At 66.4% G+C, this 24038-nt stretch carries 27 protein-coding genes; 17 read left to right on the forward strand and 10 right to left on the reverse strand.

Annotated features, from left to right (window positions below; genetic code table 11):
- Positions 1-61 precede the first annotated feature (61 nt).
- The 8 genes from phnG to C4S73_RS12195 all read left to right on the forward strand — a co-directional run bounded on the left by phnG (position 62) and on the right by C4S73_RS12195 (position 6813).
- Positions 62-493 carry a phosphonate C-P lyase system protein PhnG gene (gene phnG / locus C4S73_RS12160; protein ID WP_103872753.1) on the forward strand — a complete coding sequence of 144 codons (432 nt, stop codon included), beginning with the start codon at positions 62-64 and terminating at the stop codon, positions 491-493.
- On the forward strand, positions 493-1125 hold the full coding sequence (gene phnH, locus C4S73_RS12165) for a phosphonate C-P lyase system protein PhnH (RefSeq protein ID WP_103872754.1): 633 nt from the start codon (positions 493-495) through the stop codon (positions 1123-1125). Before phnG ends, phnH begins: the two co-directional genes overlap by 1 nt.
- Positions 1125-2306, forward strand: coding sequence for a carbon-phosphorus lyase complex subunit (locus C4S73_RS12170; protein ID WP_103872755.1), 1182 nt, complete (start codon positions 1125-1127; stop codon positions 2304-2306). Before phnH ends, C4S73_RS12170 begins: the two co-directional genes overlap by 1 nt.
- On the forward strand, positions 2303-3334 hold the full coding sequence (locus C4S73_RS12175) for an alpha-D-ribose 1-methylphosphonate 5-phosphate C-P-lyase PhnJ (RefSeq protein ID WP_280177591.1): 1032 nt from the start codon (positions 2303-2305) through the stop codon (positions 3332-3334). The genes C4S73_RS12170 and C4S73_RS12175 overlap by 4 nt, the downstream gene beginning before the upstream one ends.
- Positions 3331-4149, forward strand: a complete 819-nt coding sequence (gene phnK / locus C4S73_RS12180; protein ID WP_425290338.1) for a phosphonate C-P lyase system protein PhnK — start codon at positions 3331-3333, stop codon at positions 4147-4149. The genes C4S73_RS12175 and phnK overlap by 4 nt, the downstream gene beginning before the upstream one ends.
- A gap of 134 nt (positions 4150-4283) precedes the next feature.
- On the forward strand, positions 4284-4982 hold the full coding sequence (phnL, locus tag C4S73_RS12185; protein ID WP_103872757.1) for a phosphonate C-P lyase system protein PhnL: 699 nt from the start codon (positions 4284-4286) through the stop codon (positions 4980-4982).
- Positions 4982-6121, forward strand: coding sequence for an alpha-D-ribose 1-methylphosphonate 5-triphosphate diphosphatase (locus C4S73_RS12190; RefSeq protein ID WP_103872758.1), 1140 nt, complete (start codon positions 4982-4984; stop codon positions 6119-6121). Before phnL ends, C4S73_RS12190 begins: the two co-directional genes overlap by 1 nt.
- Positions 6118-6813, forward strand: coding sequence for a DUF1045 domain-containing protein (locus C4S73_RS12195; protein WP_244595571.1), 696 nt, complete (start codon positions 6118-6120; stop codon positions 6811-6813). Before C4S73_RS12190 ends, C4S73_RS12195 begins: the two co-directional genes overlap by 4 nt.
- Here the strand turns inward: C4S73_RS12195 and phnN are convergent.
- Positions 6800-7414 (reverse strand): phosphonate metabolism protein/1,5-bisphosphokinase (PRPP-forming) PhnN, encoded by a 615-nt coding sequence (gene phnN / locus C4S73_RS12200; RefSeq protein ID WP_103872759.1) that lies wholly within the window; start codon positions 7412-7414, stop codon positions 6800-6802. The two genes, C4S73_RS12195 and phnN, sit on opposite strands and share 14 nt — an antisense overlap.
- On the opposite strand from phnN, the gene C4S73_RS12205 reads away from it, so the two are divergent.
- A complete protein-coding gene (locus C4S73_RS12205; RefSeq protein ID WP_103872760.1) occupies positions 7413-8033 on the forward strand; it encodes an LbetaH domain-containing protein in 621 nt (206 codons plus the stop codon). The genes phnN and C4S73_RS12205 overlap by 2 nt on opposite strands.
- A gap of 131 nt (positions 8034-8164) precedes the next feature.
- Positions 8165-9673, forward strand: coding sequence for a globin-coupled sensor protein (locus C4S73_RS12210; protein WP_146071339.1), 1509 nt, complete (start codon positions 8165-8167; stop codon positions 9671-9673).
- Positions 9674-9679: 6 nt separating this feature from the next.
- Here C4S73_RS12210 and C4S73_RS12215 read toward each other — a convergent pair whose 3' ends face one another.
- The 9 genes from C4S73_RS12215 to C4S73_RS12255 form a co-directional block, all read right to left on the reverse strand.
- On the reverse strand, positions 9680-10366 hold the full coding sequence (locus C4S73_RS12215; protein WP_103872762.1) for a class I SAM-dependent methyltransferase: 687 nt from the start codon (positions 10364-10366) through the stop codon (positions 9680-9682).
- Complete coding sequence (locus tag C4S73_RS12220) at positions 10363-11517, reverse strand: glycosyltransferase family 4 protein (protein WP_103872763.1); 1155 nt, start codon at positions 11515-11517, stop codon at positions 10363-10365. The genes C4S73_RS12215 and C4S73_RS12220 overlap by 4 nt, the downstream gene beginning before the upstream one ends.
- 58 nt (positions 11518-11575) lie before the next feature.
- Positions 11576-13396, reverse strand: coding sequence for a S8 family serine peptidase (locus C4S73_RS12225; protein WP_103872764.1), 1821 nt, complete (start codon positions 13394-13396; stop codon positions 11576-11578).
- 67 nt (positions 13397-13463) lie between these two features.
- On the reverse strand, positions 13464-14147 hold the full coding sequence (locus C4S73_RS12230; RefSeq protein WP_103872765.1) for a hypothetical protein: 684 nt from the start codon (positions 14145-14147) through the stop codon (positions 13464-13466).
- A gap of 45 nt (positions 14148-14192) precedes the next feature.
- Complete coding sequence (locus tag C4S73_RS12235; protein ID WP_103872766.1) at positions 14193-14753, reverse strand: sigma-70 family RNA polymerase sigma factor; 561 nt, start codon at positions 14751-14753, stop codon at positions 14193-14195.
- Positions 14754-15304: 551 nt separating this feature from the next.
- Positions 15305-15643 (reverse strand): hypothetical protein, encoded by a 339-nt coding sequence (locus C4S73_RS12240; protein ID WP_103872767.1) that lies wholly within the window; start codon positions 15641-15643, stop codon positions 15305-15307.
- Positions 15644-15832: 189 nt separating this feature from the next.
- Positions 15833-16210 (reverse strand): DUF6481 family protein, encoded by a 378-nt coding sequence (locus C4S73_RS12245; protein ID WP_103872768.1) that lies wholly within the window; start codon positions 16208-16210, stop codon positions 15833-15835.
- An 83-nt stretch (positions 16211-16293) separates the two neighbouring features.
- A complete protein-coding gene (gene rpsU, locus C4S73_RS12250; RefSeq protein ID WP_103872769.1) occupies positions 16294-16557 on the reverse strand; it encodes a 30S ribosomal protein S21 in 264 nt (87 codons plus the stop codon).
- Between the two features lie 154 nt (positions 16558-16711).
- Entirely contained in the window at positions 16712-16921 is a 210-nt protein-coding gene (locus C4S73_RS12255; RefSeq protein WP_068179468.1) for a cold-shock protein, read from the reverse strand.
- Positions 16922-17203: 282 nt separating this feature from the next.
- On the opposite strand from C4S73_RS12255, the gene proB reads away from it, so the two are divergent.
- From proB to C4S73_RS12290, 7 genes are all read left to right on the forward strand, one after another.
- Positions 17204-18334 (forward strand): glutamate 5-kinase, encoded by a 1131-nt coding sequence (proB, locus tag C4S73_RS12260; RefSeq protein WP_103872770.1) that lies wholly within the window; start codon positions 17204-17206, stop codon positions 18332-18334.
- Positions 18335-18370: 36 nt separating this feature from the next.
- Complete coding sequence (locus C4S73_RS12265) at positions 18371-19678, forward strand: glutamate-5-semialdehyde dehydrogenase (RefSeq protein ID WP_244595572.1); 1308 nt, start codon at positions 18371-18373, stop codon at positions 19676-19678.
- The gene (locus tag C4S73_RS12270; RefSeq protein ID WP_103872771.1) at positions 19675-20304 is read left to right on the forward strand and encodes a nicotinate-nucleotide adenylyltransferase; all 630 of its coding nucleotides are present in this window, start codon (positions 19675-19677) and stop codon (positions 20302-20304) included. The genes C4S73_RS12265 and C4S73_RS12270 overlap by 4 nt, the downstream gene beginning before the upstream one ends.
- 162 nt (positions 20305-20466) lie before the next feature.
- Positions 20467-20784: a ribosome silencing factor gene (gene rsfS, locus C4S73_RS12275; RefSeq protein WP_244595584.1), complete on the forward strand. Its 318-nt coding sequence runs from the start codon at positions 20467-20469 to the stop codon at positions 20782-20784.
- A 13-nt stretch (positions 20785-20797) separates the two neighbouring features.
- The gene (rlmH, locus tag C4S73_RS12280; RefSeq protein ID WP_103872773.1) at positions 20798-21277 is read left to right on the forward strand and encodes a 23S rRNA (pseudouridine(1915)-N(3))-methyltransferase RlmH; all 480 of its coding nucleotides are present in this window, start codon (positions 20798-20800) and stop codon (positions 21275-21277) included.
- An 83-nt stretch (positions 21278-21360) separates the two neighbouring features.
- Positions 21361-22647, forward strand: a complete 1287-nt coding sequence (locus tag C4S73_RS12285; RefSeq protein ID WP_244595573.1) for a murein hydrolase activator EnvC family protein — start codon at positions 21361-21363, stop codon at positions 22645-22647.
- A complete protein-coding gene (locus C4S73_RS12290; RefSeq protein WP_103872919.1) occupies positions 22647-23990 on the forward strand; it encodes a S41 family peptidase in 1344 nt (447 codons plus the stop codon). Before C4S73_RS12285 ends, C4S73_RS12290 begins: the two co-directional genes overlap by 1 nt.
- Positions 23991-24038: the final 48 nt, after the last annotated feature.

Genomic DNA, 24038 nt, shown 5'->3' on the forward strand with positions numbered 1-24038 from the left:
CTTTCGCAGCGCCGACCTATCATAGTCTAGACATTAAAGCCTGACCAGAGAGCGTGTCCCGATGACCGAGAAGACCCTGCGGCAGCAATGGATGGCGACGCTGGCCCGCGCCTCCCGCAACGAGATCGAGGCCCTGCTTGGCGAGCCGCCGGCTCACGAGGTGCTGAAGGCGCCCGAAACCGGCACGGTCATGGTCGAAGGTCGCGCCGGAGGGGCCGGACGCCGCTTCAACCTCGGCGAGGCCACGATGACCCGCTGCGTTGTCCGCCTCGGCGACGGAACAATGGGCTTCTCCTATGCGCTGGGCCGCGACGCCCGCAAGGCGCGCCTTGCGGCGATCATCGACGCAAGGCTGCAGGGCGCAGAACCGGTCGAACAGCTCCGCCAGGGCGTCCATGAACTGGCCGCGAGGCAGGCGGCGACGCGCGATCTCGCCTCGCGCAAGGCTGCGGCGACCAAGGTCGATTTCTTCACTCTCGTCAGGGGCGCGTGATGCTGCCGCAAAGCCAGATCGGCGCGGGTTTTTCAGACCCAGTCTTCCAGTCGCAGGCCGCCTTCCGCGCCCTCCTCGCCGCCCTGTCCGAGCCCGGAACGCGGCAGGTGATGACCAGCCCGGTCACGCCTCCGCAGGGCCTCGAAGCCGCCACCGCAATCGCCTTGCTGGCGCTTGCCGATTATGAAACGCCGATCTGGCTGACCCCGGCATTGCGCGACGGTCCCGCCGGCGCCTGGCTGCGCTTCCATTGCGGCGCGACGCTGATCGAGAACCCGGCGGATGCCGCCTTCGCCGTCATCGATGGCGCAACTGACGCCCCGCTGCTTTCAACCTTCAGCATCGGCACAGACCAGTTCCCTGATCGCTCGACCACCGTCATCGTGCAATGCGCCGGGCTTGAAGGTGGCAGGTCGGTCACACTGTCGGGCCCGGGCATCGCCGACACCCGCCTTGTCGCGCCGGACGGTCTGCGCTCCGGCTTCTGGGCCGAGGTCGCAGCCAATGCCGAACTCTATCCGCTCGGCGTCGACCTCGTATTGAGCCATGGCAACACCATCATCGGCCTGCCGCGCTCGACGCAGATCGCCTCGCCGGAACACGCCTCGCCTGAAATGCTGGAGACCTACTGATGTATGTTGCGGTCAAGGGCGGCGAGGCAGCGATCCTCGCCACGCATGATCTGATAGCCGAGGCGCGCCGCGGCGATCAGTCCGTGCCGGAGCTCTCCGTCGCCCAGATCCGCGAGCAGATGGGCCTGGCCTGCGCCCGCGTCATGAACGAGGGCTCGCTCTACGATCTGGATCTCGCCGCGCTCGCGCTGAAACAGGCGCAGGGCGACGCGATCGAGGCCGCCTTCCTGATGCGCGCCTATCGCACGACGCTGCCGCGCTTTGGTTCGTCGGAGCCGGTCGACACGGCCATGATGGCGATCCGCCGCCGGGTTTCCGCGACCTATAAGGATCTGCCTGGCGGCCAGGTGCTCGGGCCGACCTATGATTACACTCACCGGCTTTTCGATTTCGCGCTGATGGATACGCCTGACGTCATGGTCGGGCTTGACCCGACCATCTCGGGACAGGGCACCTCCAGCACGAACGCCTCCGGAGATGCTCGGGTCAAGCCCGAGCATGACGCGCGCGCCCTCGACGCCACCATGCCGCGCGTGCCCGATATCCTGGGCGCGGAAGGGCTGATGGAGGCGGAAGTGCCGATCGAGGGCGATCCTCGCCCCTTCGACCTCACCCGCGAGCCGATCTCCTTCCCGGCAGAGCGCGATGTCAGGCTCCAGGCGATGGCGCGCGGCGACGAGGGCTTCCTCCTCGGCCTGGGCTATTCGGTGCAGCGCGGCTTTGGCGGCAACCACCCCTTCGTCGGTGAAATCCGCGTCGGCGAGGTCTCCGTCGAATTCGTGCCGGAGGAACTCGGCTTCGCCGTCGATCTCGGCGACCTCACCCTGACCGAATGCCAGATGGTCAACCAGTTCGCCGGATCGAAGGACGTCGCTCCGCAATTCACGCGCGGCTATGGGCTCTCCTTCGGCCATTCCGAACGCAAGGCCATGTCGATGTCGCTGGTCGACCGCGCCTTGAAGGCGCGCGAGTTCGGTGAAGCCGCCGACTATCCCGCCCAGCAGGACGAATTCGTGCTCTACCACTCCGACAATGTCGAGGCGGCCGGCTTCGTCGAGCATCTCAAGCTACCCCATTATGTCGATTTCCAGGGCGAGCTCGAACTGATCCGCCGCATTCGCCGCGAGCGCGAACAGCGTGCGGCCAGCGAGCAAGAAACCCTGCCGGAGGCCGCGGAATGATGACCGCCCAGACCATTCTCAGCCCTCATCCTGAGGAGCCGCGCAGCGGCGTCTCGAAGGATGCTCCAGCGCGCTCTGAAACATCCTTCGAGACGAAGCCTCCGGCTTCTCCTCAGGATGAGGGCTGCGGGGAGACGAAGCCGGCTTACAACTACGCCTATCTGGACGAGCAGACCAAGCGGATGATCCGCCGCGCCCTGCTCAAGGCCGTCGCGGTGCCGGGATATCAGGTGCCCTTCGGCTCTCGCGAGATGCCGCTCGCACGCGGCTGGGGCACCGGCGGCATCCAGATCACGGCCGCGATCATCGGTCCCGACGACACGCTCAAGGTCATCGACCAGGGCGCCGACGACACCACCAACGCCGTCTCGATCCGCCGCTTCTTCCAGCAGACCGCGGCCGTGAAAACGACCGAGGCCACGGATGAAGCGACGATCATCCAGACGCGCCACCGCATCCCCGAGGCACCGCTCAATCCCGGCCAGATCATGGTCTATCAGGTGCCGATGCCCGAGCCGTTGCGGAAACTGGAACCGCGCGAGGCGGAAACCCGGAAAATGCATGCCTGGGCCGAGTACGGGCTGATGCAGGTCAAGCTCTACGAGAACATCGCCCGCTTCGGCGAGGTCACTACGACCTATGACTACCCCGTGCTGGTCAATGGCCGCTACATCATGGCGCCGTCGCCCATCCCGAAATTCGACAACCCCAAGATGCACATGTCGCCCTCGCTCCAGCTTTTCGGGGCCGGACGCGAAAAGCGCATCTACGCTCTGCCGCCACATACCAGCGTCAAGAGCCTCGATTTCGACGATCATCCCTTCCGCATCCAGAGCTGGACCGAACCCTGCGGACTATGCGGCGCAGGCGACAGCTATCTCGACGAGGTCATCACCGACGACCATGGCGGGCGCATGTTCGTCTGCTCCGACAGCCATCATTGCGAGACCAGACGGGGTCAGGGCCATCGCGGCGCCATGCTGGCCGATGCTTCGGCGCTGCATCTGGTCGAGGAGACAAAGCCATGAACGCCCATGTCAACGCCGACATGTCTCCGCTCGACATCGCGCTCGATCCGCAGCCCCTCCTGTCCGTCGCCGGCGTCGGCCGCTTCTATGGCGAGCGCATCGGCTGCCAGGGCGTGTCCTTCGATCTCTGGCCGGGCGAAGTGCTCGGCATCGTCGGCGAATCCGGCTCAGGCAAGTCGACCCTGCTGCGCTGCCTCGCCGGCATCGACCGGCCCGACGAGGGTGAGGTCCTGTTTCGCGGCTCGGGCGAGCCGCTCGACATCTATTCGGTTGCCGAACAGGAACGCCGCCGCCTGATGCGCACGGCCTGGGGCATCGTCCACCAGAATCCGCGCGACGGTCTACGCATGGACGTCTCGGCCGGCGGCAATGTCGGCGAGCGCCTGATGGATCGCGGAGATCGGCACTATGGCAAGATCAGGGAGCGTGCGCTCGACTGGCTATCCCGCGTCGAGATCACCGAGGACCGCATCGACGACAGGCCGCGCCAGTTCTCCGGCGGCATGCAGCAGCGCCTGCAGATCGCCCGCGTGCTGGTTTCCGAACCTAAGCTCGTCTTCATGGACGAGCCGACCGGCGGCCTCGATGTCTCCGTGCAAGCCCGCCTGCTCGATCTGCTACGGGTGCTGGTCCGCGATCTCGGCCTCGCCGCCATCATCGTCACCCATGACCTCGCAGTCGCCCGGCTGCTGACCGACCGCCTGATGGTGATGAAGGACGGCCGCGTCGTCGAGCAGGGCCTGACCGACCAGGTGCTGGACGATCCCCACCATGCCTACACGCAGCTTCTCACCTCGGCGGTGCTCAGTGTGTGACCACGTTCCCGTCATTCTCGGGCGAAGCGCAACGCAGACCCGAGAATCTCCTGCCGGAGATGTTCGGGTCGAGCCCGAGCATGATACCCCGCCGTCACAACCTCGTCACCTCGCCGGCACAAGGCACTGACACCATGACCACGATGATTCACGTCGAAAACGTCGCCAAGGCTTTCACCCTGCATAATCAGGGTGGCGTCCGGCTGCCCGTTTTCGACAACGTCAATTTCAGCGTCGCGGCCGGCGAAGCACTGGTTCTGGCTGGTGCCTCGGGCGCCGGTAAATCCAGCCTGCTGCGCATCCTCTACGGCAATTACCGTCCGACATCGGGCACCATCGCCATCACTCATGCCGGCCGGCCGATCGACATCGTCTCGGCGGTGCCGCGCACCGTGCTCGACATCCGCCGCCGCACGCTGGGCTTCGTCTCGCAGTTCCTGCGCGTGATCCCGCGCGTCTCGGCCCTCGACATCATCAGCGATCCACTGCTGGCGCGCGGCGTCCCGGCCGAGGAGGCGAGCGAGCGCGCCAAGGCGATGCTGGCGCGGCTCAATCTGCCGCAGCGGCTCTGGAACCTCGCGCCCGCCACCTTCTCCGGCGGCGAACAGCAGCGCGTCAACATCGCCCGCTCATTCGTGGATCCCTCTCCGATCCTCCTGATCGACGAGCCGACCGCCTCGCTGGACGCCGCCAACCGCGACGTCGTGGTCCAGCTTATCGCGGAAGCCCGTGCTAAGGGCTCAGCCATCGTGGGAATCTTCCATGACGAGGCCGTCCGCGAAGCGGTCGCGACCCGCTATCTCGATATCACCGATTTCCGGAAAGCCGCCTGATGCAAACTGTTCTCACCAACGCCAAGCTGATCCTCGAGAACGAAGTCGTCACCGGCACGATCGTCTTCGACGAGACCGGCATCACCGCGCTCGACCAGGGCCGCTCGTCCCTGCCGTCAGCGATCGATGTGGGCGGCGACCATGTCGCGCCCGGCCTCGTCGAGATGCACACCGACAACATGGAAAAGCACTTCATGCCGCGCCCCAAGGTCTTCTGGCCGAACGGGCTCGCGGCTGCGCTGGTCCATGACGCTCAGATGGCCTCGGCCGGTGTCACCACCGTCTATGACGCGATCTGCGCCGGCACGCCGTTCTCCGCCAAGGACTATCGCAAGGACATCTTCGCCGATGTCATGCTCGCATTGGCAGAGGGACGGCGCGAGGGCGTCTTCCGCATCGACCATCGTATCCATATGCGCTGCGAATTGACGAGCCCCGATCTGCTCGCCGACATCGATCCCTATAAGGACGACGAACTCGTCCAGCTCGTCTCGCTGATGGATCATACACCCGGCCAGCGCCAATGGCGCGATCTTCAGCATCTGCGCACCTATGCGCTCGGCAACGGCAAGACCGAGGCCGAGTTCGAGGAGGATGTCGCGACGCGCCAGACAGAAGGAGCGGCCAACGTTTCGCGCAACTGGAGCGCCGTGGTCGAGATGTTCCAGACGCGGGGTATCCCGATCGCGACCCATGACGACACCACGCTCGACCATGTCGAGGCCGGCATCGCTTCGGGCGCGGTGATCTCGGAATTCCCGACCACGATCGAGGCCGCCGAAGCCGCCAAGCAGCGCGGGCTCGCGACCGTCGCGGGCGCTCCCAACGTCGTACGCGGCGGCTCGCATTCCGGCGGCGTCTCGGTCGCCGAGCTCGCCGAGCGAGGCCTGCTCGACGGCCTCTCCTCCGATTACGTCCCGGCCAGCCTGCTTCAGGCCGTGCTCAAGCTGCATTCGCACCATGGTATCAAGCTGCCCGAGGCCATGGGCATGGTTACGTGGAAGGTCGCCGACATCCTCGGCCTCAGCGATCGCGGCCATCTGAAGCCCGGACTGCGCGCCGATATCGTGCGCTTCAAGGTGCTGGGCCCGACCCCTGTGGTCGCCACGGTCTGGTCGAAGGGCGAGCGCGCATTTTGACCACGCCGCGCTACGCCGTTTATTACGCCCCCGCTGCCGACAGTGCCCTTTGGCGCTTCGGCAGCGCGACGCTGGGCGTTGATGCCATCACGGGCAAGGATATCGCCTTTGCCGTGCCGAGCGGCTACGCGCCGGAGACCTGGCACGAACTTACGGCCGAGCCCCGGCACTATGGCTTTCACGCGACGCTGAAGGCCCCGTTCGAGCTGGCGGGCGGCCGCAGCGAGGCACAGTTGCGTGCCTTCGCCCATAACTACGCCGCCGGCCTCGAAAGCGTGGCGCTCCATCGGCTGGATGTCACCGCGCTCGGCTCTTTCGTAGCGCTGACCCCGCCGCCCGAGAACGAGACATTGCAGCGCTTTGCCTTTTCGCTGGTCCAGGCCTTCGAGCCGTTCCGCGCTCCGTTGAGCCCCGCGGACATGGAGCGCCGGCTTCGGCACCCGCTTACGCCGGCTCAGCGCGCCTATCTCGAAGCTTTCGGCTACCCCTATGTCGGCGACGCCTTCCGCTTCCACATGACTTTGACGGGGTCGCTGCCCTTTGAGGCGGTCGCGCCCGTCAAACAGGCGCTGGACGAGGCCTACACGCAAGCGGTTCCAGCAGGCCCGGTCCGACTGGACCGCATCGCCCTGTTCAAGCAGGACAGCCGCGAGAGCCGCTTCCGGCTGCTCGATTCCCTCATGCTGAGCTGATGTTGCGATGTGTGCGGAGGCTGGTCAGCAGGGCCATCAGCTCGGCCGCCCCCTCCGCCACGCTGCGATCGTTCTGGATCGAAACCAGCCGCGCCCGCTCGGTTGCCAGCGGCGCCTCGCGCGCCAGCCGCGCCGCGATATCGGCCTCGCTCTCGCGCCCGCGGGCTGCAAGTCGCTTCGCGAGCACGGCATCAGGCGCGGTGATGTTGATCACCATCGTGCGATGCGCCAGCCGCTCCGCCAGCGGGATAATGCCGCGCGAGATGTTCGCGATCACCACCTGGCCTCGGGCGAGGCCTTGCAGCGCAGTCGCTGGGATGCCGTAGCACAGCCCATGCGCGCGCCAGCTCAACGCCAGTTCGCCGCGCGCCTCCGCCTTGGCGAAGGCGGCTTCGCTGCAGCTATCGTGGTCTTCGGCCCCCGCCATGGCCGGTCGTGTGATCAGGCGGCGCGCGAAGCTGAAGCGAGCATCACCAGCCAACGCGGCGCGGGCGGCATCCATCAGCGTGTCCTTGCCGGCCCCGGAGGGCCCCACGACCAGTACGAGCGCCCCCTCGGAGACGGAGGGCGAAACAGACAATGTTTGGGAGATGAGTGACATGGCCGCGAAGAAGCTTGGAACAGAACCGCTGATCGACCCGACCGCAAAAGTGCGGCAGTCGACACTTGGACGCTACACCGAAATCGGTGCGCGCACCGCCTTCGTCGAGTCGACGCTGGGTGACTACTCCTACGTCGTGAACGATTCCAATGTCATCTATACGACGATCGGAAAATTCTGCTCGATCGCGGCCCATACCCGGATCAACCCCGGCAACCACCCGATGCAGCGGGCGAGCCAGTCGCATTTCACCTATCGTGCCTCGGCCTATTTCGACGATGCGACCGACGACGATGCCTTCTTCGCCTGGCGGCGTTCGACCCCCGTCATCATCGGCCATGACGTCTGGATCGGCCATGGCGCGATCATCCTGCCGGGCCGCACGATCGGCACCGGCGCTGTGGTAGCGGGCGGCGCGATCGTCACCAAGGATGTCGCGCCCTACACCATCGTCGCCGGCAATCCGGCAAAGCCGATCCGCAGGCGCTTCCCCGAAGCCGTCGCCGAGCGGCTCATGGCGTTGGCATGGTGGGACTGGGAGCACGCCGAGCTGCGTTCGGCACTGGAGGATTTCCGCAGCCTCAGCATCGAGGCCTTCCTCGAAAAGCATGAGCGCTGACGGCGCCACGCAGATGGCTGCCAGTCGACATCTTGATCTGGATCAAGCGCTTTGGTGATCACGCGTTAACCGACCCCCCGTCAATTGCAGGCTTGGCCGATTCTCCGGCTCCGGGCTTGGGGGCCATCATCATGTCGTCATCGGATCATCTCGCGCAGCGCCTTTCCTTCATCGGGCTTGGACCCGGCGAGCAGGCGTGTATCCGGGACGTTCAGGATGCGCTGACTGCGGCGCTGCCCGCCGCGCTGGAGACCTTCTACGCGAAATTGAAGAGTGTCCCTGAAACCCGCCGCTTCTTCAGCGACGATGGGCATGCCGATCGCGCCAAGCAAAAGCAGCTCGGACATTGGCAGCGGATCGCGAGCGGCCGCTTCGATACCGATTATGTCGACGCGGTCACCGCAGTGGGCCGGGTCCATGCCCGGATCGGGCTCGAACCCCGCTGGTATATCGGCGGCTATGCTTTGTTGCTTGAAGAGCTGATCGGCAAGGTGCTGGAAGCGCGTTGGCCCCGCGGCCGCTTCGGCGGCCAGATGCCGGGCGCGACCGAGCGCGGCGCCGAGATCGGCGCCATCATCAAGGCCGCCCTGCTCGATATGGATTATGCCATTTCCGTCTATCTCGAAGCCTCGGAGGCCGCTCGCCTGAAAGCCGAGGCGCAGGCCCGCGCGATCGAGCAGGCCAAGACGGCCGAACGCGAGAAGGCCGTGGCCTGTGTCAGCGAGGGCATGGCCGCACTTGCCAAAGGCGATCTGACCTTCCGCATGACGGCCGACATTCCCGCCGAATACGCTGAGATCCGCGACCATTTCAACGACGCGATGGGCCGCCTGCAGGAAATGGTCGCGACCATCAAGACGACATCATCGGCCATTGCCGCCTCCTCGCGGGAGATCAGCTCGGGCGCCGAAGATCTGTCCTCGCGCACGGAGCAGCAGGCTTCCGCGCTGGAGGAAAGCGCCGCCACGACCGAGCAGCTCGCAGCCTCCGTCAAAATGTCCTCGCAGTCCTCGCGCGAGTCGGTCGCGCTCGCCGACGACGCGACTTCGGTCGCCCGGACCGGCGGCACCATCGTCAATGACGCCGTCGATGCCATGACGCGCATCGAGGACGCCTCGAAGCGGATTTCCGAGATCACCGGTGTGATCGACGGCATCGCCTTCCAGACCAACCTGCTGGCGCTCAACGCCGCGGTCGAGGCGGCGCGCGCCGGCGATGCCGGCCGCAGCTTTGCCGTGGTCGCGGCGGAAGTCCGGGCGCTTGCCCAGCGCTCGGCGAAAGCCGCCAAGGACATCACGGGCTTGATCGCTTCCTCCGACGCGGAGGTCACCGAAGGCGTCAAGCTCGTCCGGCTGGCCGGCGACACCCTGGAGAAGATCGTCGAAGCCTCGCTGCGCGTATCCGCCACGGTGAGCGAGATTGCAGCTGCAGCCGGCGAGCAGGCCAATGGCATCGACGAGATGAGCCAGACCGTCACCCATATGGACGAGATCACCCAGCACAACGCGACGCTTGCCGAGGAAAGTGCAGCCTCGGCCCGCACGCTGCTGGACCAGACCGAACAGCTCAACCGACTCGTCTCCGCCTTCCACACGCAAGAGGACGCCGTTATCATCAGGCCGCAGCGCCGGGCCGCCTGAGCAGCACTAAACCCGCAGGCGCCAGACCGTGCTGTTCTTGATCTCCGCGTCCTCCAGCGAACGCGTCACCGGAACGGCATAGCTCGCCATCGCGTCGAGACGGTCCTTCGGCAGGTAGCTGCGGCCGGGATCGCCGATCAGCACCAGCGCGCCACGTCGGGAAAGCCCGGAGAGCCAGGCGATCACGCGTTCCGCCATGGAGCGCTCATAGCAGACATCGCCGGCGCAGATGACATCCCAGCCTTCGTCGCGACCGACGATGTCATCGAGCCTGACGGCAATGGAGACACCGTTCGCAGCCGCATTGATGGCAATCGCCTCGGCCGCGAAGGCGTCGATATCGCAAGCCTCGACTGAAGCGGCCCCCACCTTGGCGGCCGCGATCGCCACCAGCCCCGATCCGCTGGCGAAATCGAGCACGCGCTGGCCTGAAACGGTGCCGGGCGCATCCAGCAGATAGCGCGCCAACGCCTGCCCGCCCGCCCAGGCAAAGGCCCAGAATGGCGGCGGCAGGCCGATGATGGCGAGCTCGTCCTCCGTCTTCTGCCAGAGCTCCGTTGCCTCCTGCGCCACATGCAGGCTGATCTCCGGTGCGTGTGGTACCGGGAGAAGCCGCGTATGCTCGAGAATGAAGCCGCGCCGGTCCAGCGCCAAAACCGGCGTGCCCGGCGCGTCGATGCCCGGTGCGCTCATGCCACGACATCCGTCGTCGGCGCCCCGAGAAGCCCGCGATACAAGCCCTTCACCGCGTTCATGACGTCGCGCTCGGTATGGCCGTCGATCAGCCGCGCGCGCGCGCTGGCGCCCATGCGTTCCGCCAGAGCCGGCGAGCCTGCAAAAACCACCAGCGCCCTGGCGAGCGCGGCAGCGTCATCGGGCGGCACGACCATCCCGTCCTGCCCATCGCGCACGAAACTGCGACAGCCCGGCACGTCGGTGGTCAGGATCGGGCGACCGCACGCCGCAGCCTCGAGAATTGTACGCGGAAGCCCCTCGCCCCCGCGAGAGGGCAGGCAGCAGAGATGATGATGCCGCCAGACGCCCTCGATATCGCGCGTCGGCCCGGCCCAGTTGATGCCAGGTCGCGCCGCCCACTCCTTCAACGTCGCCTCGGGGATCGCCTTGGGATTGGACGGATCCGGCGCGCCATGAATCGTAAGCTCGACCCTGGCCCCCTCGCTGCGCGCCAGCCTGACAGCCTCGACGGCAAGATCGACGCCCTTCGACCAGAGCATGCGGGCCACCAGCGCCACCTTGAACGGCGGGCTTTGCGGCATTGGTTCCGGCATCAGCACGAGCGGATCGACACCGGCCCCACCGACGATGGCGACCTTGGCGGCATCCTGCGGATCGAGACCGAGCGTCACCGGATCGTCGGGGTTCTCGAACAGGAAGCGCACGCGGGGTCCATCGATCGCGCCACGCAGCCAGAGCTTCGTTGCCAGACGCGCAGCCTCCGCGACCACGCCCTGTCTGGCGCCGAGAAAGCCGAGCCCGGTCAGAGCATAAATGCGCCGCTCGACGCCCGCGAGCCTGCCGGCAAGCCCAGCCAGCGCAATCGGCTTGAGCGCGATGCAATGCAGGATGTCGGGATTCTCGGCCGCGATCAGGCGGCGCAAGGCCTGAACCTGGGCAAAGAGCGCGCGCGGATCGAGGCTGCGCCGCTCCGCTTCCAGCGCGATCAGGCGTGCGCCGGTGGCCTCGATGATGCGGCGATGCTGCCGTTCGCGCGCGATGACTGCGACATCGAAATCGAGTTCGCGCGCGGCCCGCGCCATCGGCAGGAAATGCGAGGCGAAGAACCAGTCCTCGGTCGCGACGAAAAGAAGCTTGGGGCGGCGCATTGCGCCATCAGGCCGATGCGGCGCCGAAGGTCAAGCCATCGACGATGCCGACCAGCGTCTAGGGTCGCGCGGCCGACACCGGCAACGCCCTTGCAAGAGCGGCAGGAGCATCGACACGGCCCGCGCCGAAGACCGGATCGCGACCCTTCGTGCCGAGATCGACCGCACTGTCCATCAACAGCTTGCGGATGCCTTCGAGATCGAGATCGGGCCGCTTCTCCAACAACAGGGCCACCAGCCCCGAGACATGCGCGGCCGCGATCGACGTGCCCGACGAAAAAGCGTAGCGGCCCTGCGGCTCGGCCGCGAGCACGTCGACGCCGGGCGCAGCGACAGCGATATAAGCGCCGCGATTGGCTCCCGGAAAAGCCTTGTCATCCGCATCGGTGGCGGTGACCGCGATCACATTGGGATCGGCCCCCGGATAAAGCGGCGCAGCGCTCGCCCCACCATTGCCGGCAGCGGCGACCGCAACCATGCCCCGCCCCTTGGCCCCGGCGAGCGAACGCGACAGCAACCGGTCCTGCGGGCCGGCGAAGCTGAGATTGACGACGCGGGCGCTCTGCTCCGCCGCCCAGTCGAGCGCTGCGAGAATATGAAAGGTCGTGCCGCTGGCGGACGCAGGCACGGTCCCGCCGGCAAAGGCCCGTGCGGCGAGCAGACGCGACGCCGGTGCGACCCCCTGCAATTGCGCCTGCGCCATGATCGCCGCCGCCATTGCCGTGCCATGGGCATGCGGTGCGACTTCGCCGCCAAGCGCATCGAAACTGCCGGCAACCACGCCCTGCAATTCCGGATGAGCGATGTCGGCGCCGGAATCGATCACCGCGACGCGGATTTTCTCGCCCCGAGCCAGCTTGTGCACATCATCGAGATGCAGCTTCTCCACGATGTATTGCGGCTGCAATTCGCGCTTCGGCGCCACCGGGGCAGGCATTGGTTCAGGCGATGCGATCGTTGATGCCGCAGGCGCGGAGAGCGTCAGGACCGGCAGATCGGGCTTCGCCGGAGCGACGTCCGGACTGCGAGGCGCATCCGCCGATTGCACGGGCGCGTCCTGCTGCAGCGAATAGATGTAGTTCGGTTGCGCGCTGGCGATGTTGCGATCTCCAGCCATCTGCGCGAGCACAATACGGGCGCTGCGGCCGTCATTCAGGCGGGCCCGGATGAGATTGACGCCGGCGAGTTCGAAGCGCCGGCTCGCGATCAGCGTCGCGCGATGCCGCCGCAACACAATCTCCGCTCGCGCGTTCGGGGCGAGTTCGAACAGGATCTCTTCGGCAACGAAACGGTTCTCGCTTGCAGGCGGCACGATGACGCGCGGCTGGCGCGGCGCAGGCCCCGCAGCCTGACGGGCCGGGGGAGGAGCGGCGCGCCGCGGCGGCGCGGCTTCACGCACAGGCGCCGGCCGCCGGGGCCGGCGCAAGGCAGGCTCCTCGTCGTCATAATACTCCTCGACGACGATCGGCCTTCGGACACGGCGCGGCGGTTCGGGCTCATAGGGATCATAGACCGGCCGGCGCGCAGCCTGGTCGAGCAGGATGCCGCCGATGATGCCGGCGCCGAGACCGATGCCGGCCGGTCCCCAGCCTCCACCCGGGCGCGGCCGGCTGGGGCGGCCAGACGGCATCTGCGCCGGGGGATACCGACCGCCTGTGGTGGGGCGTGTTGCAGGCACAGTCTGCACACGTCCGCTTTGCGGATTTTGCACGCGGCCGAGGGATTCGTTGCGGCCAAAGCCCTGCCCGGCGCCCGACATATTGGTCTGCGCCAGAGCCGGCACCGCGCCAACCCCGAGCATCAGGGAAAGCCAGCCGCATCCGGCAAGGCGCGCCAGGCGCGACATCGGCAGGGCATCGCGATTTGGACGAACCGGCATCGAGGAGGCCTCCAGCGACGATCATGATAGCATGCCTTGCTCCCGAAGGAGGTCAGGACCGCAGGTCTCAGGGAGCCGGCGCGACGAAGCTGATGATGGCGCCTTCGGCTTTCATGCGCGCCGCGATCGCATCGACCTGCGCCGTCGTCAGCGAGGCGTCGCCGACCCGGACCTTGAAGAAGCCATTCGCACGCGGCCCATCGACCACGGACGCCTCGTAGCGTTTGAAAAATGCCGCGATGTCGCTTGCCTTGGCGTCGGCGGCAAAGCTCAGCATGACATAGCGCTCGGACGGCCTTGTGCCTGGAGCCGACGCCGTCTCGAAGCTGCCGCCCGTGCCGCGCACGGCAAGTCCTGTCAAGGCGACACCCTGGATCGCGATCAAGACCAGCGCAGCGGCGCTGGCATAGGCCAGCCGTCGCGGCGGCTGGGCCGACAACCACCCGCCAAGCCAGGCCATCAGGCCGCCCTTGGCGCGCGTCAGCAAGGGTGCCTCTCGCGGCTCGGCCTCGATCCTGTCCATCAGCCGGTCGAGCGCGCGGTGAGACGGCGCGCCGAGGCTCTCGTTCAACAGCGTCGTCTCCGCCATGTCCTCGCGGACGATGTCGAGCCGCATGACAAGCTCGGGATCTCCCGCGAGCGCCTTCTCGATACGGGCCCTGTCGCCAGCCGAGATACGGCCATTGGCGTAGAAGGGCAGCAGTTCCTCCAGCTCGGTTCGCTTCGGGTCGGTCGCGATATTGTCAGTCATGACGCGCCTCCTCCGGCGTTGCCGAGAACTTGAAAGGCTTGTTGCTCATGGCCAACCCCGATCGATGCCGGCAGCCTTGAGCACGTCTCCCAGCTTCTTGCGGGCATGGAAGAGCCGGGTCTTGACCGTGTTTTCGGGGATGCCGACGATCCGCGCCACCTCTTCCACCGAGGTTTCATGGTAATAGACGAGATCGATGACCTCGCGATGCTCCAGCGTGAGCTTGGCAAGGCAGGCGCGGATAGCGAGACCCTTGTCCTGCTTCTGCAGCACGATCTCGGGATCGTCGGCCTCATCCTCGATACTCTCGGCGAAATCATCGTCGAGCCCCGCATCGCGTCGTTTGCGCAGCAGCGAATAGGCCTTGTTGCGGGCGATGGCGAGCAGCCAGGTCGCGACCGAGGCGCGCGCCTCGAAACGATCTGCCTGGCGCCAGAGATCCATGAAGACATCGCTGATCACATCCTCCGCCAGCGTTTCGTCGCGGACGAGCCGCAGCACGAAGCGATAGACCCGCACCTGATGCCGCGAGAACAGCACCTTCATCGCGAGCCGGTCGCCCGAGGCGATCCGCTTGACGAGATCTTCGTCCGATTCCGTATGCATCGCCCTCAAGGCCCGGCATCCCGGCTCGCAAACATTGGTCGCAGCGAGTCCGCGAAAGGTTCAATCGAAAGTGAGATTAGTCCGGCCCGAGGGATTTGCCGATAGGTCATGTACGACGCCGCGCGGTTGCCTCACGGCGAACACTGCAGATGGCGACAACTTGGTCAGCGATGGCCAGTCGATGCCTTCCGGCCTTCGGCTGGAAGCGCGGGTCATCCCGACCGGAGCGAAGCGTACAGCCCGGATACACGCGACCGTCAGGTGATCGTGATGATCAGATCCGCCACTGATAGACTGGACCCCGCAACAACGGTCGATAGCTGACCGGACGCGCGTCACATCTTATGCGGGCTACAGCAACGCGCCAGTATCGGCTGCACTCACCTGTCGACGCAGATAGTCGATCAATGCCGGCTGCCAGCGCGCGCGACGGCAAGGCCGGGTCGGCAAGGCTGCGATTCGCTTCTGTTCTTGGGAAAATTCAGGCGCGACAGATCTCTGCGGCGCCTCAGTCTTACCGACGGCGTGACGCCCGCCTGACATGCGTTGGTTCAGTCAGGCTGCTTGGTTGCGGCAGCCTTGCGCTTCGGCTTGGCCGCCTTGTCGGTTGCAGCTTTCGTCTTGGCAGCCTTTGCGGCGGCCTTCGCCTCGACCAGTTCGGCCTTTGCCTGCGCCTGCTCGGCGGCGATGATCGCGGCGGTCTCGGCGTCTGCCGCTTCCTTGGCAAGCCGCTGCGCCCGCAGCCGCGCGGTCTTCTGCATCATCGCATCGCGGTCGGCCTGCTCGGCCTCCATCGCGCGCGACGCTTCCTGCTTGCGCGCATCGGCCTTGTCGAAAGCAAGTTGGGCCCGACGCTTGATTTCGTCGGCGGAGAGTCCTCGCGTCGCCATGGCGGCTCGCTCCGGGGTTCAGCGGGAGGCGGGTTCACGTTCCAGGCCGTACGACCTGAAGCGACCCGACTCCTGAAGGGAGGCGTGTCACGCCGGCCAAGGCTCGTGCCTCGGCCGGAATCGTCGACTGCCGAGCCTCCTGCGGCCAATGGCGCGCGCGAGAAACCCCGTCAGTATAGGCTTTAGAGCTTAGCGACGGCCTTTGCCGGCCGCCCTCATCTGGGCGTATTGAACGGCTTCCAGAAGCACCTTGCGCGGACGCTCGGCATCGCGGCGGGCCTGCTCGGCCTTGCGGGCGATTTCGCGCTCGATCTCGGCGAGGCGCTCTTCCTCTTCGAGGCGAGCCCGCTCGATCGCGGCAAGACGTTCCGCCTCTGCACGGGCGGCGGCCTTTTCGGCCTCGCGGGCGGCGCGCGCCTCGGCAACCGCCTGGCGCTCCGCGCGTCGCTGCTGCATGATCGGGTCATCCGGACCGGGCCTTGCCTTGAAGCGCTCGAGAAGCGCCTGCTTGGCGGCTGCGGAATTGGCTTGACGATCAGTGAAGCTGCGGTCGGTCGGGTTCTTCAAGGGTAGCCTTCTCTCGGGTTGTTACGGGCAATTCCTGCCCGCGAGGGCGCAATAATCCAAATTGCGCCCGAATGGTATCGAAATCAGCGCGCAGGTGCTGCGCTTCCAGCGCGGACCGGCTTCGGCTTCGGCTTCGGCGCGGCAATCAGACCTTCGCGCTGCATCTGCTTGCGGGCGACCTTGCGGGCCCGGCGGATGGCATCGGCCTTTTCACGGACGCGCTTCTCGGACGGCTTCTCATAAGCCGAGCGACGCTTCATCTCGCGGAAGACGCCTTCGCGCTGCATCTTCTTCTTCAGAACCCGGAGGGCCTGGTCGACATTGTTGTCTCGGACGAGAACCTGCATGTCTGTCTCCTGCGGTTAGAGTAAAGGAAAAAGGGCCGGGCTTTTGACCCCCGACCCTTCATCATGCCGCATCCGGAGCTGTCGAAATGGCGGGCGCCAGTACATCCGTGGTCGCCCTTCCTGATTTCATCGCTCGCTGACGCGGCTTTTAGGCTCACTCAGCGCGGAGCTGATCGGCAGACATCTTGCCCGAGCGCTTGTCCTGAACCATCTCGTACGAGATCTTCTGACCTTCGCGGAGATCGCGCATTCCGGCGCGCTCGACAGCGCTGATGTGGACGAAAACGTCCTGACCGCCATCATCCGGCTGGATGAAGCCAAAACCCTTGGTCGAATTAAACCACTTAACTGTGCCGGCCGCCATGACGAACCCTTTCTCAGCATATGTTGAAGCACGTGAAAAAGCTCACGCGCCGATTTTCGAATTTGAGCAGGAAGGTCGTCAGCAAGCGCATTCTCATGCGCGGGGCCACGTCGTTCGGCCTAAATATCGACCCGCCCCATATGGACGCTTGAATCGACATTGTCAATGCAACCGCCGCGCGAATGCATCAGTCGCGCGCCTGCCCTCCGGCTCACGCGCTTTACAACGGCGCGCTTTTCCCCAACAGGCAGAGGCATTCTACTCCAGCCAACCCGTTTGGTCATGCTCGTAAAGACGCCGTCGCTAAACCAGTTTCGCCGCATCGTTGTCAAGGTCGGCTCCAGCCTGCTGGTCGACCGTGCCCGCGGCCGGTTGCGGCAGGCCTGGCTGGCCGCATTGGCCGAGGATCTCGCCGAGCTGCATTTGCGCGGCGCTGACGTTCTCGTCGTGTCGTCGGGGGCGATTGCGCTTGGCCGCACGGTGCTGGGCCTGCCGGGCGGACCATTGCGCCTCGAGGAGAGCCAGGCCGCCGCCGCGGTCGGCCAGATCGCGCTCGCCCGGACCTGGGCCGAGGCGCTCGGTCATCATGGCCTGACTGCTGGGCAGATCCTCCTGACGCTCGCCGATACGGAGGAGCGCCGACGTTATCTCAACGCGCGCGCCACGCTCGGCCGCCTGCTCGACCTGCGGGCCGTCCCCGTCATCAACGAGAACGACACCGTCGCCACCGCCGAGATCCGCTATGGCGACAACGACCGGCTCGCCGCCCGCGTCGCCACCATGGCCGGGGCCGATCTGCTGGTGCTCTTCTCCGATATCGACGGCCTCTATACCGCCCCTCCCGCCAGCGACCCCGGCGCGCGGCACATCCCGCTGGTCGAGCGCATCACGCCCGAGATCGATGCGATGGCCGGCGGCGCCGCCTCGGAACTCTCGCGCGGCGGCATGCGCACAAAGATCGAGGCGGGCAAGATCGCAGCCGCCGGCGGCACGCATATGCTGATCGCCGACGGACGCGGAAAGAACCCGCTCGCCGCGATCGATGGCGGCGCGCGCTGCACCTGGTTCCTCACCGCCTCGACCCCCGCCACCGCGCGCAAGACCTGGATCGCAGGCTCGCTCGAACCGCGTGGCGCGCTGCATGTCGATGCTGGTGCAGCGCGGGCGCTACGCGGTGGCGCGAGCCTATTGCCCGTCGGCGTCAGCCGCATCGAGGGCGATTTTGCGCGCGGCGATGCCGTTCTCATTCGCGATCCCGACGGCCATGTCCTCGGGCGCGGCCTTGTGGCCTACGACGCCAGCGAGGCGAAACTTGTCCTGGGCAAGGCCTCGCGCGACATCGAGGCAATTCTCGGCTATCCCGGCCGCGCCGAGATGATCCATCGGGACGACATGGCGCTCGGCGTCGGCTAAGGTTGCATGGCTATGATGGCTTTGGGCAGGTTGGACATGACGAGCGAAAGCGCGCTCCGCATCATCGCGACGGAAGACGCTGGCAGCGATGTCGCTCCGCTCATGCAGGCGCTCGGGCAGCGGGCACGTCAGGCCGCGCGCCTCATCGCGCTGGCTCCTGAGGAGCAGCGCAACCGGGCCTTGCTCGCGATGGCGCAAGCCCTGCGCAGCCGCGCCGGCAGCATTCTCGCCGCCAACGCCCAGGATATTGCCGATGCCAGAGCGGGCGGCCAGAACGCCGCCTTCATCGACCGCCTGCTGCTCGACGGGGAGCGGCTCGATGAGGTCGCCATAGCAGTCACCAGCGTTGCCGCCCTGCCCGACCCGGTCGGCCGCGTGCTGGCGACCTGGACGCAGCCCAACGGCCTGCGTTTCGAGCGCATCGCCACCCCGCTCGGCGTCATCGCGGTGATCTTCGAGAGCCGCCCCAACGTCACCGCAGATGCCGGCGCGCTCTGCCTCAAGAGCGGCAACGCTGCGATCCTGCGGGCCGGCTCCGACAGCTTCCGCACCTCGACCGAGATCGCCGCCGCCCTGCGTGAAGGCTTGGAGGCCGCCGGCCTTCCCGGCGACGCGATCCAGCTCGTGCCGACGCGTGATCGCGCCGCAGTGGGCGCGATCCTGACCGGGCTCGACGGAACGATCGATGTCGTCGTACCGCGCGGCGGCAAGAGCCTCGTCGCCCGCGTGCAAAGCGATGCGCGTGTGCCGGTCTTCGCCCATCTCGACGGCAACTGCCATGTCTACGTCCATGGCGCCGCCGATCTCGCCATGGCCCGCGAGATCGTGCTCAACGCCAAGCTGCGCCGCACCGGCGTCTGCGGCTCAGCCGAGACCCTGCTGGTCGATGAGGCCTGCGCTTCCACTCATCTGGCGCCGCTGGTCGAAGCCCTCCTCGAGGCCGGCTGCGCCGTGCGCGGCGACGCCGCCACGCAAGCCATCGACGCCCGCGTCACGGCTGCCACGGAGCTCGACTGGGCCACCGAATTCCTCGACCGCATCATCGCGGTGAAGGTCGTTCCCGGCATCGATGCCGCCATCGACCATATCGAGCGCTATGGCTCGCACCATACGGAGGCAATCGTCACCGCAGACGAAGCCGCGGCCGGCCGTTTCCTATCGGAGGTCGACTCGGCCATCGTCCTGCACAACGCCTCCACGCAATTCGCGGATGGCGGCGAATTCGGCTTCGGCGCCGAGATCGGCATCGCGACGGGCCGCATGCATGCGCGCGGCCCGGTCGGCGTCGAACAGCTCTGCTCCTTCAAATATCGCGTCCATGGCAGCGGCCAGATCCGGCCGTGACGCAAAATCTTGTTGGGACTAACGAGCACCTTAGGCTGCCGCCTCACGCGCCTGGCCTGCGCATCGGGCTGTTTGGCGGCTCCTTCAACCCGGCCCATGACGGACATCGCCTGGCGAGCCTGACGGCGCTGCGCCGGCTGCAGCTCGACAGGGTCTGGTGGCTCGTCACCCCCGGCAATCCGTTGAAGGACAATAGCGGGCTGCCCTCGCTTGCGGAGCGCGTCCGCTTCAGCCGGCAGATCGCCGATCATTCGCGGATCCACGTCACCGGCATCGAGGCGAGCCTGCGCACGCGCTACACCGCCGACACCCTGCGGGCGCTGAAGCGGCGCTGCCCCGGCGTCAATTTCGTCTGGATCATGGGGTCGGACAATCTCGCGAATTTCCATCGCTGGAACGAGTGGCGTGCCATCGCCCGGATGATGCCGATCGCGGTCATCGATCGTCCCGGCTCGACCCATAGCTCGGTCGCCTCGCCTGCTGCCAACTGGCTGTCGCGCTGGCGCATTTCCGAAAGCCAGGGCGCCGCGCTCGCCCATGCCAAGCCGCCCGCCTGGATCTTCCTGCATGGCCGCCGGTCCGAGTTGTCTTCGACTATGTTGCGCGAACGAGCGGAACAAGATTGAATTTTGGCGCCATCGGGCGTAGTTTGATGGTGTCGCGCTGCGAGCGCGTCGTCATGTGAGGATACGGAACTGAACCGTTCAACCCTTGGTGAAGCCGAGCCCAAGCCGCTTCCCCAGGCCGCTGTCGCCGAGAATCCCTCCGCCGACAGCGTAGCCCTCGCACTGCGTGTTCTCGAAGACATGAAGGCCGAAGACATCACTGTCATCGACCTGGTCGGAAAAACTTCGCTGGCTGATGCGATGATCATCGCGTCCGGCCGGGTGAACCGCCATGTCGCCTCGATCGCCGACTCGCTGGTCGAAGCCCTCAAGGCCTCGGGTCTGCAGACACCCAAGGTCGAGGGCATGCCCGCCTGCGACTGGGTGCTGATCGATACCGGGGACATCATCGTCCATGTCTTCCGGCCGGAAGTGCGCCAGTTCTACAATCTGGAAAAGATGTGGGGCGCCGACAGGCCCAACGAGCGTCTGGTCAGCTAACGCCTGAATTGCGATGCGCCTCGCGATCATTGCGGTCGGCCGGCTCAAGGACGGGCCGGAACGCGATCTTTGCGAGCGCTATCGCGAGCGCGCCCTGGCGCTGGGGCGCGGCCAGGGCTTCACCGGCCCCGAGATCATCGAGATCCCTGAGAGCCGTGGACGCCGCCCCGATGAACGCAAGCGCGACGAGGCCGAGGCGATCACCGCCAGGCTTCAGCCGGGCTTGCTGATCGCGCTTGACGAGCGCGGCCGCAGCCTCGGCAGCGAAGCTTTTGCAGCCCGTATCGCCGCCGCCCGCGATGCCGGGACCGCGACCGCCAGCCTGATCATCGGCGGCGCCGACGGACTCAGCGACGAATTGCGAAACCGGGCCGAACTGACACTGGCCTTCGGAGCGCTGACGATCCCACACCAGATCGTCCGGGTCCTTGTCCTCGAACAGCTGTATCGGACGATGACGATCATCGCCGGACACCCTTATCATCGCGTATGAGCCCCGCGCCGCCAATGATTCGCGCTCGTCCCGGTTTATGGGGCCGCATTGTCGCGGTGCTCGGACTTATGGCGAGCCTTGGCATGCCCCCCGTATCGGCGCAGGCGCCCGCCCCGGAACCCGAGCAGCTCGCACGCGAGGCGATGCAGAAGCTCGTCGAGAAGCAGGCGCGCGAGGCCGAACTCAAGACGATCGAGGAGCGGCTTGCCGGAAATGCCGAGGCGCGCAGCAAGCTCGAAGCCGAGATCGCCGCGATTCGGGCCGACCGCGCCGCTCTCAACAAGGCCCTCCTCGAGACGACATCGCGGACACAGGCTGGCGAACAGCGCATCGGCGCGGTCGAGCAACGGCTGGCCTTGCTGCAATCGAGCGAGGCCGCGATCCGCCGGTCGCTGGAAGGCCGGCGCGGCCTGATCTCGGAGGTGCTTGCAGCGCTCCAGCGCATCGGCCGTCGCCCCCCGCCCGCCGTTCTGGTCAGGCCGGAGGATATTCTGGAAGCCGTGCGCGCCTCGATGCTCCTGGGCGCTGTCGTGCCCGATCTGCGTCAGGAGATCGAGATTCTCGGCACCGACCTTGCTGAGCTCGTGCGCCTGCGCGACGGCATCGCCAGCGAGCGCAAGGCGATCACCGGCGAGATGGAGCAGCTCGCGGCTGAGCGCCAGCGCCTCGCCTCGCTGGTCGAAGCCAGGCGCGAGCGCGAGGCAAGTGCGGCAAAGGATGTCGAGGCCCAGCGCGGCGTCGGTGGCGAACTCGCGGCACAGGCCCGCAACCTGCGCGAATTCGTCGAGCGCATGGAAAAGGAAATCTCCGTCGCCAACCGCGCCGCGACCGCCGCGCGCGAAGCGCTGGAGACCGAAACCCGCGAACAGCGCCAGCGCATGGCGGCCTTGGCCTTCCGGGACCCGGCCCGGCTGGCGCCGAAGATCGCCTTCAACGAAGCGCGGGGCCTCCTTCCACTGCCTGTTGCAGGATCACAATTGCGTGGTTTTGGCGAATCTGATGGCGCGGGCGGCACAGCACGCGGGATTTCGCTGGAGACGCGTCCCAATGCCCTAGTTTCGGCGCCTTCTGACGCTTGGGTGGTTTATGCAGGGCCGTTCCGCTCCTTCGGACAACTCTTGATCCTGAACGCGGGCGGGGGCTACTACATGTTGCTAGCCGGCATGCAGCGGATCGACGTCGCGCTGAACCAGTTCGTCCTCGCGGGGGAACCGGTTGCGGTTATGGGCGAAACGTCGGAAGCTGCTGCGACGATCGTAGGTTCGGGAGCCGGACAGCCGGTTCTGTATATCGAGTTCAGAAGAGACGGCGTGTCGGTCGATCCGGCGCCGTGGTGGACGAAACCGCAAGGCGAAAAGGTTCGCGGATGATGCGCAAGGTTTCTCTCGTTTTCGCCGGTGCCGTCTTGGGCGCTGGTCTGACCGGAATGGTCACGCAGACGAGGCTTCTGACCTCGACCAGCGCGGTCGCGGCCTCGGCCGAGGTTTACCGTAGCCTGAACCTGTTCGGTGACATCTTCGAGAAGATCCGCACCGATTATGTCGAGAAGCCGGATGAACAGAAGCTGATCGAGGCCGCCATCAACGGCATGGTCTCCTCGCTGGATCCGCACTCGGCCTATCTCGACGCCAAGAGCTTCCGCGACATGGACACCGACATGCGTGGCCAGTTCGGTGGTCTCGGCATCGAGGTGACGATGGAGGACGGCGTCCTCAAGGTCGCCAAGCCGATCCGCGACACGCCGGCGTCCAAGGCCGGCATCCTCTCGAACGACATCATCAGCGAGATCGACGGCGACGTCGTGAAAGGCCTGAGCCTGACGCAGGCCGTCGAGAAGATGCGCGGCCTGATCAACACGCAGGTCAAGCTCAAGATCGAGCGTCCCGGCAAGCCCGAGCCGCTCGAATTCACGCTGACCCGCTCGACCATCGTCGTGCCGGCTGTCGAGGAGCGCGTCGAGGGCGATGTCGGCTATATCCGCATCGGCACCTTCAGCGAGCAGACCTATGAAGGTCTCCGCAAGGCGATCGACAAGGTCAACACCGAGATCGGCAAGGACAAGATCAAGGGCTACGTCATCGACCTCCGCAACAATCGCGGCGGGCGCCTCGACCAGTCGGTGCTGGTCTCGAACGCCTTCCTCGAGCGCGGCAAGATCGTCTCCACCCGCGGCCGCAATGCCGAGGAGACGCAGGTCTTCAACGCGAAGCCCGGCGGCGACCTGACCAAGGGCAAGCCTGTCGTGGTGCTGATCAACGGCTCGTCGGCCTCTGCCGCCGAGATCGTCGCCGGCGCCCTGCAGGACCACAAGCGCGCGACCGTGATGGGCACGCGCTCCTTCGGCAAGGGTTCGGTGCAGACGGTCATTCCGCTCGGCGGCAATGGCGGGCTTCGCCTGACCACGGCGCGCTACTACACCCCGTCGGGCAACTCGATCCAGGCCAAGGGCATCACGCCCGATATCGAGGTCATCCAGGACGTTCCCGCCGAGCTCAAGGACAAGCTCACCGACAACAAGGGCGAGGCCTCGCTGAAGGGGCACCTGAAATCGGGCGACGGCAAGGACGAGCAGTCAGGTTCGGCTGCCTATGTGCCCAACGATCCGACCAAGGACACCCAGCTGATCGCGGCGCTGAACCAGCTTCGCGGCGTCAAGAAGGATGCCGCGGCCCCGGTGACGACGCCTGCTCCCGAGGTTCCCAAGCAGAACTGAGCCCGACTGGGCTCGACGGGAAGCGTTCCGCGCGACAAGACTAGCCGC

This window comes from Allobosea lathyri (assembly GCF_900108245.1).
GTDB lineage: Bacteria > Pseudomonadota > Alphaproteobacteria > Rhizobiales > Beijerinckiaceae > Allobosea > Allobosea lathyri.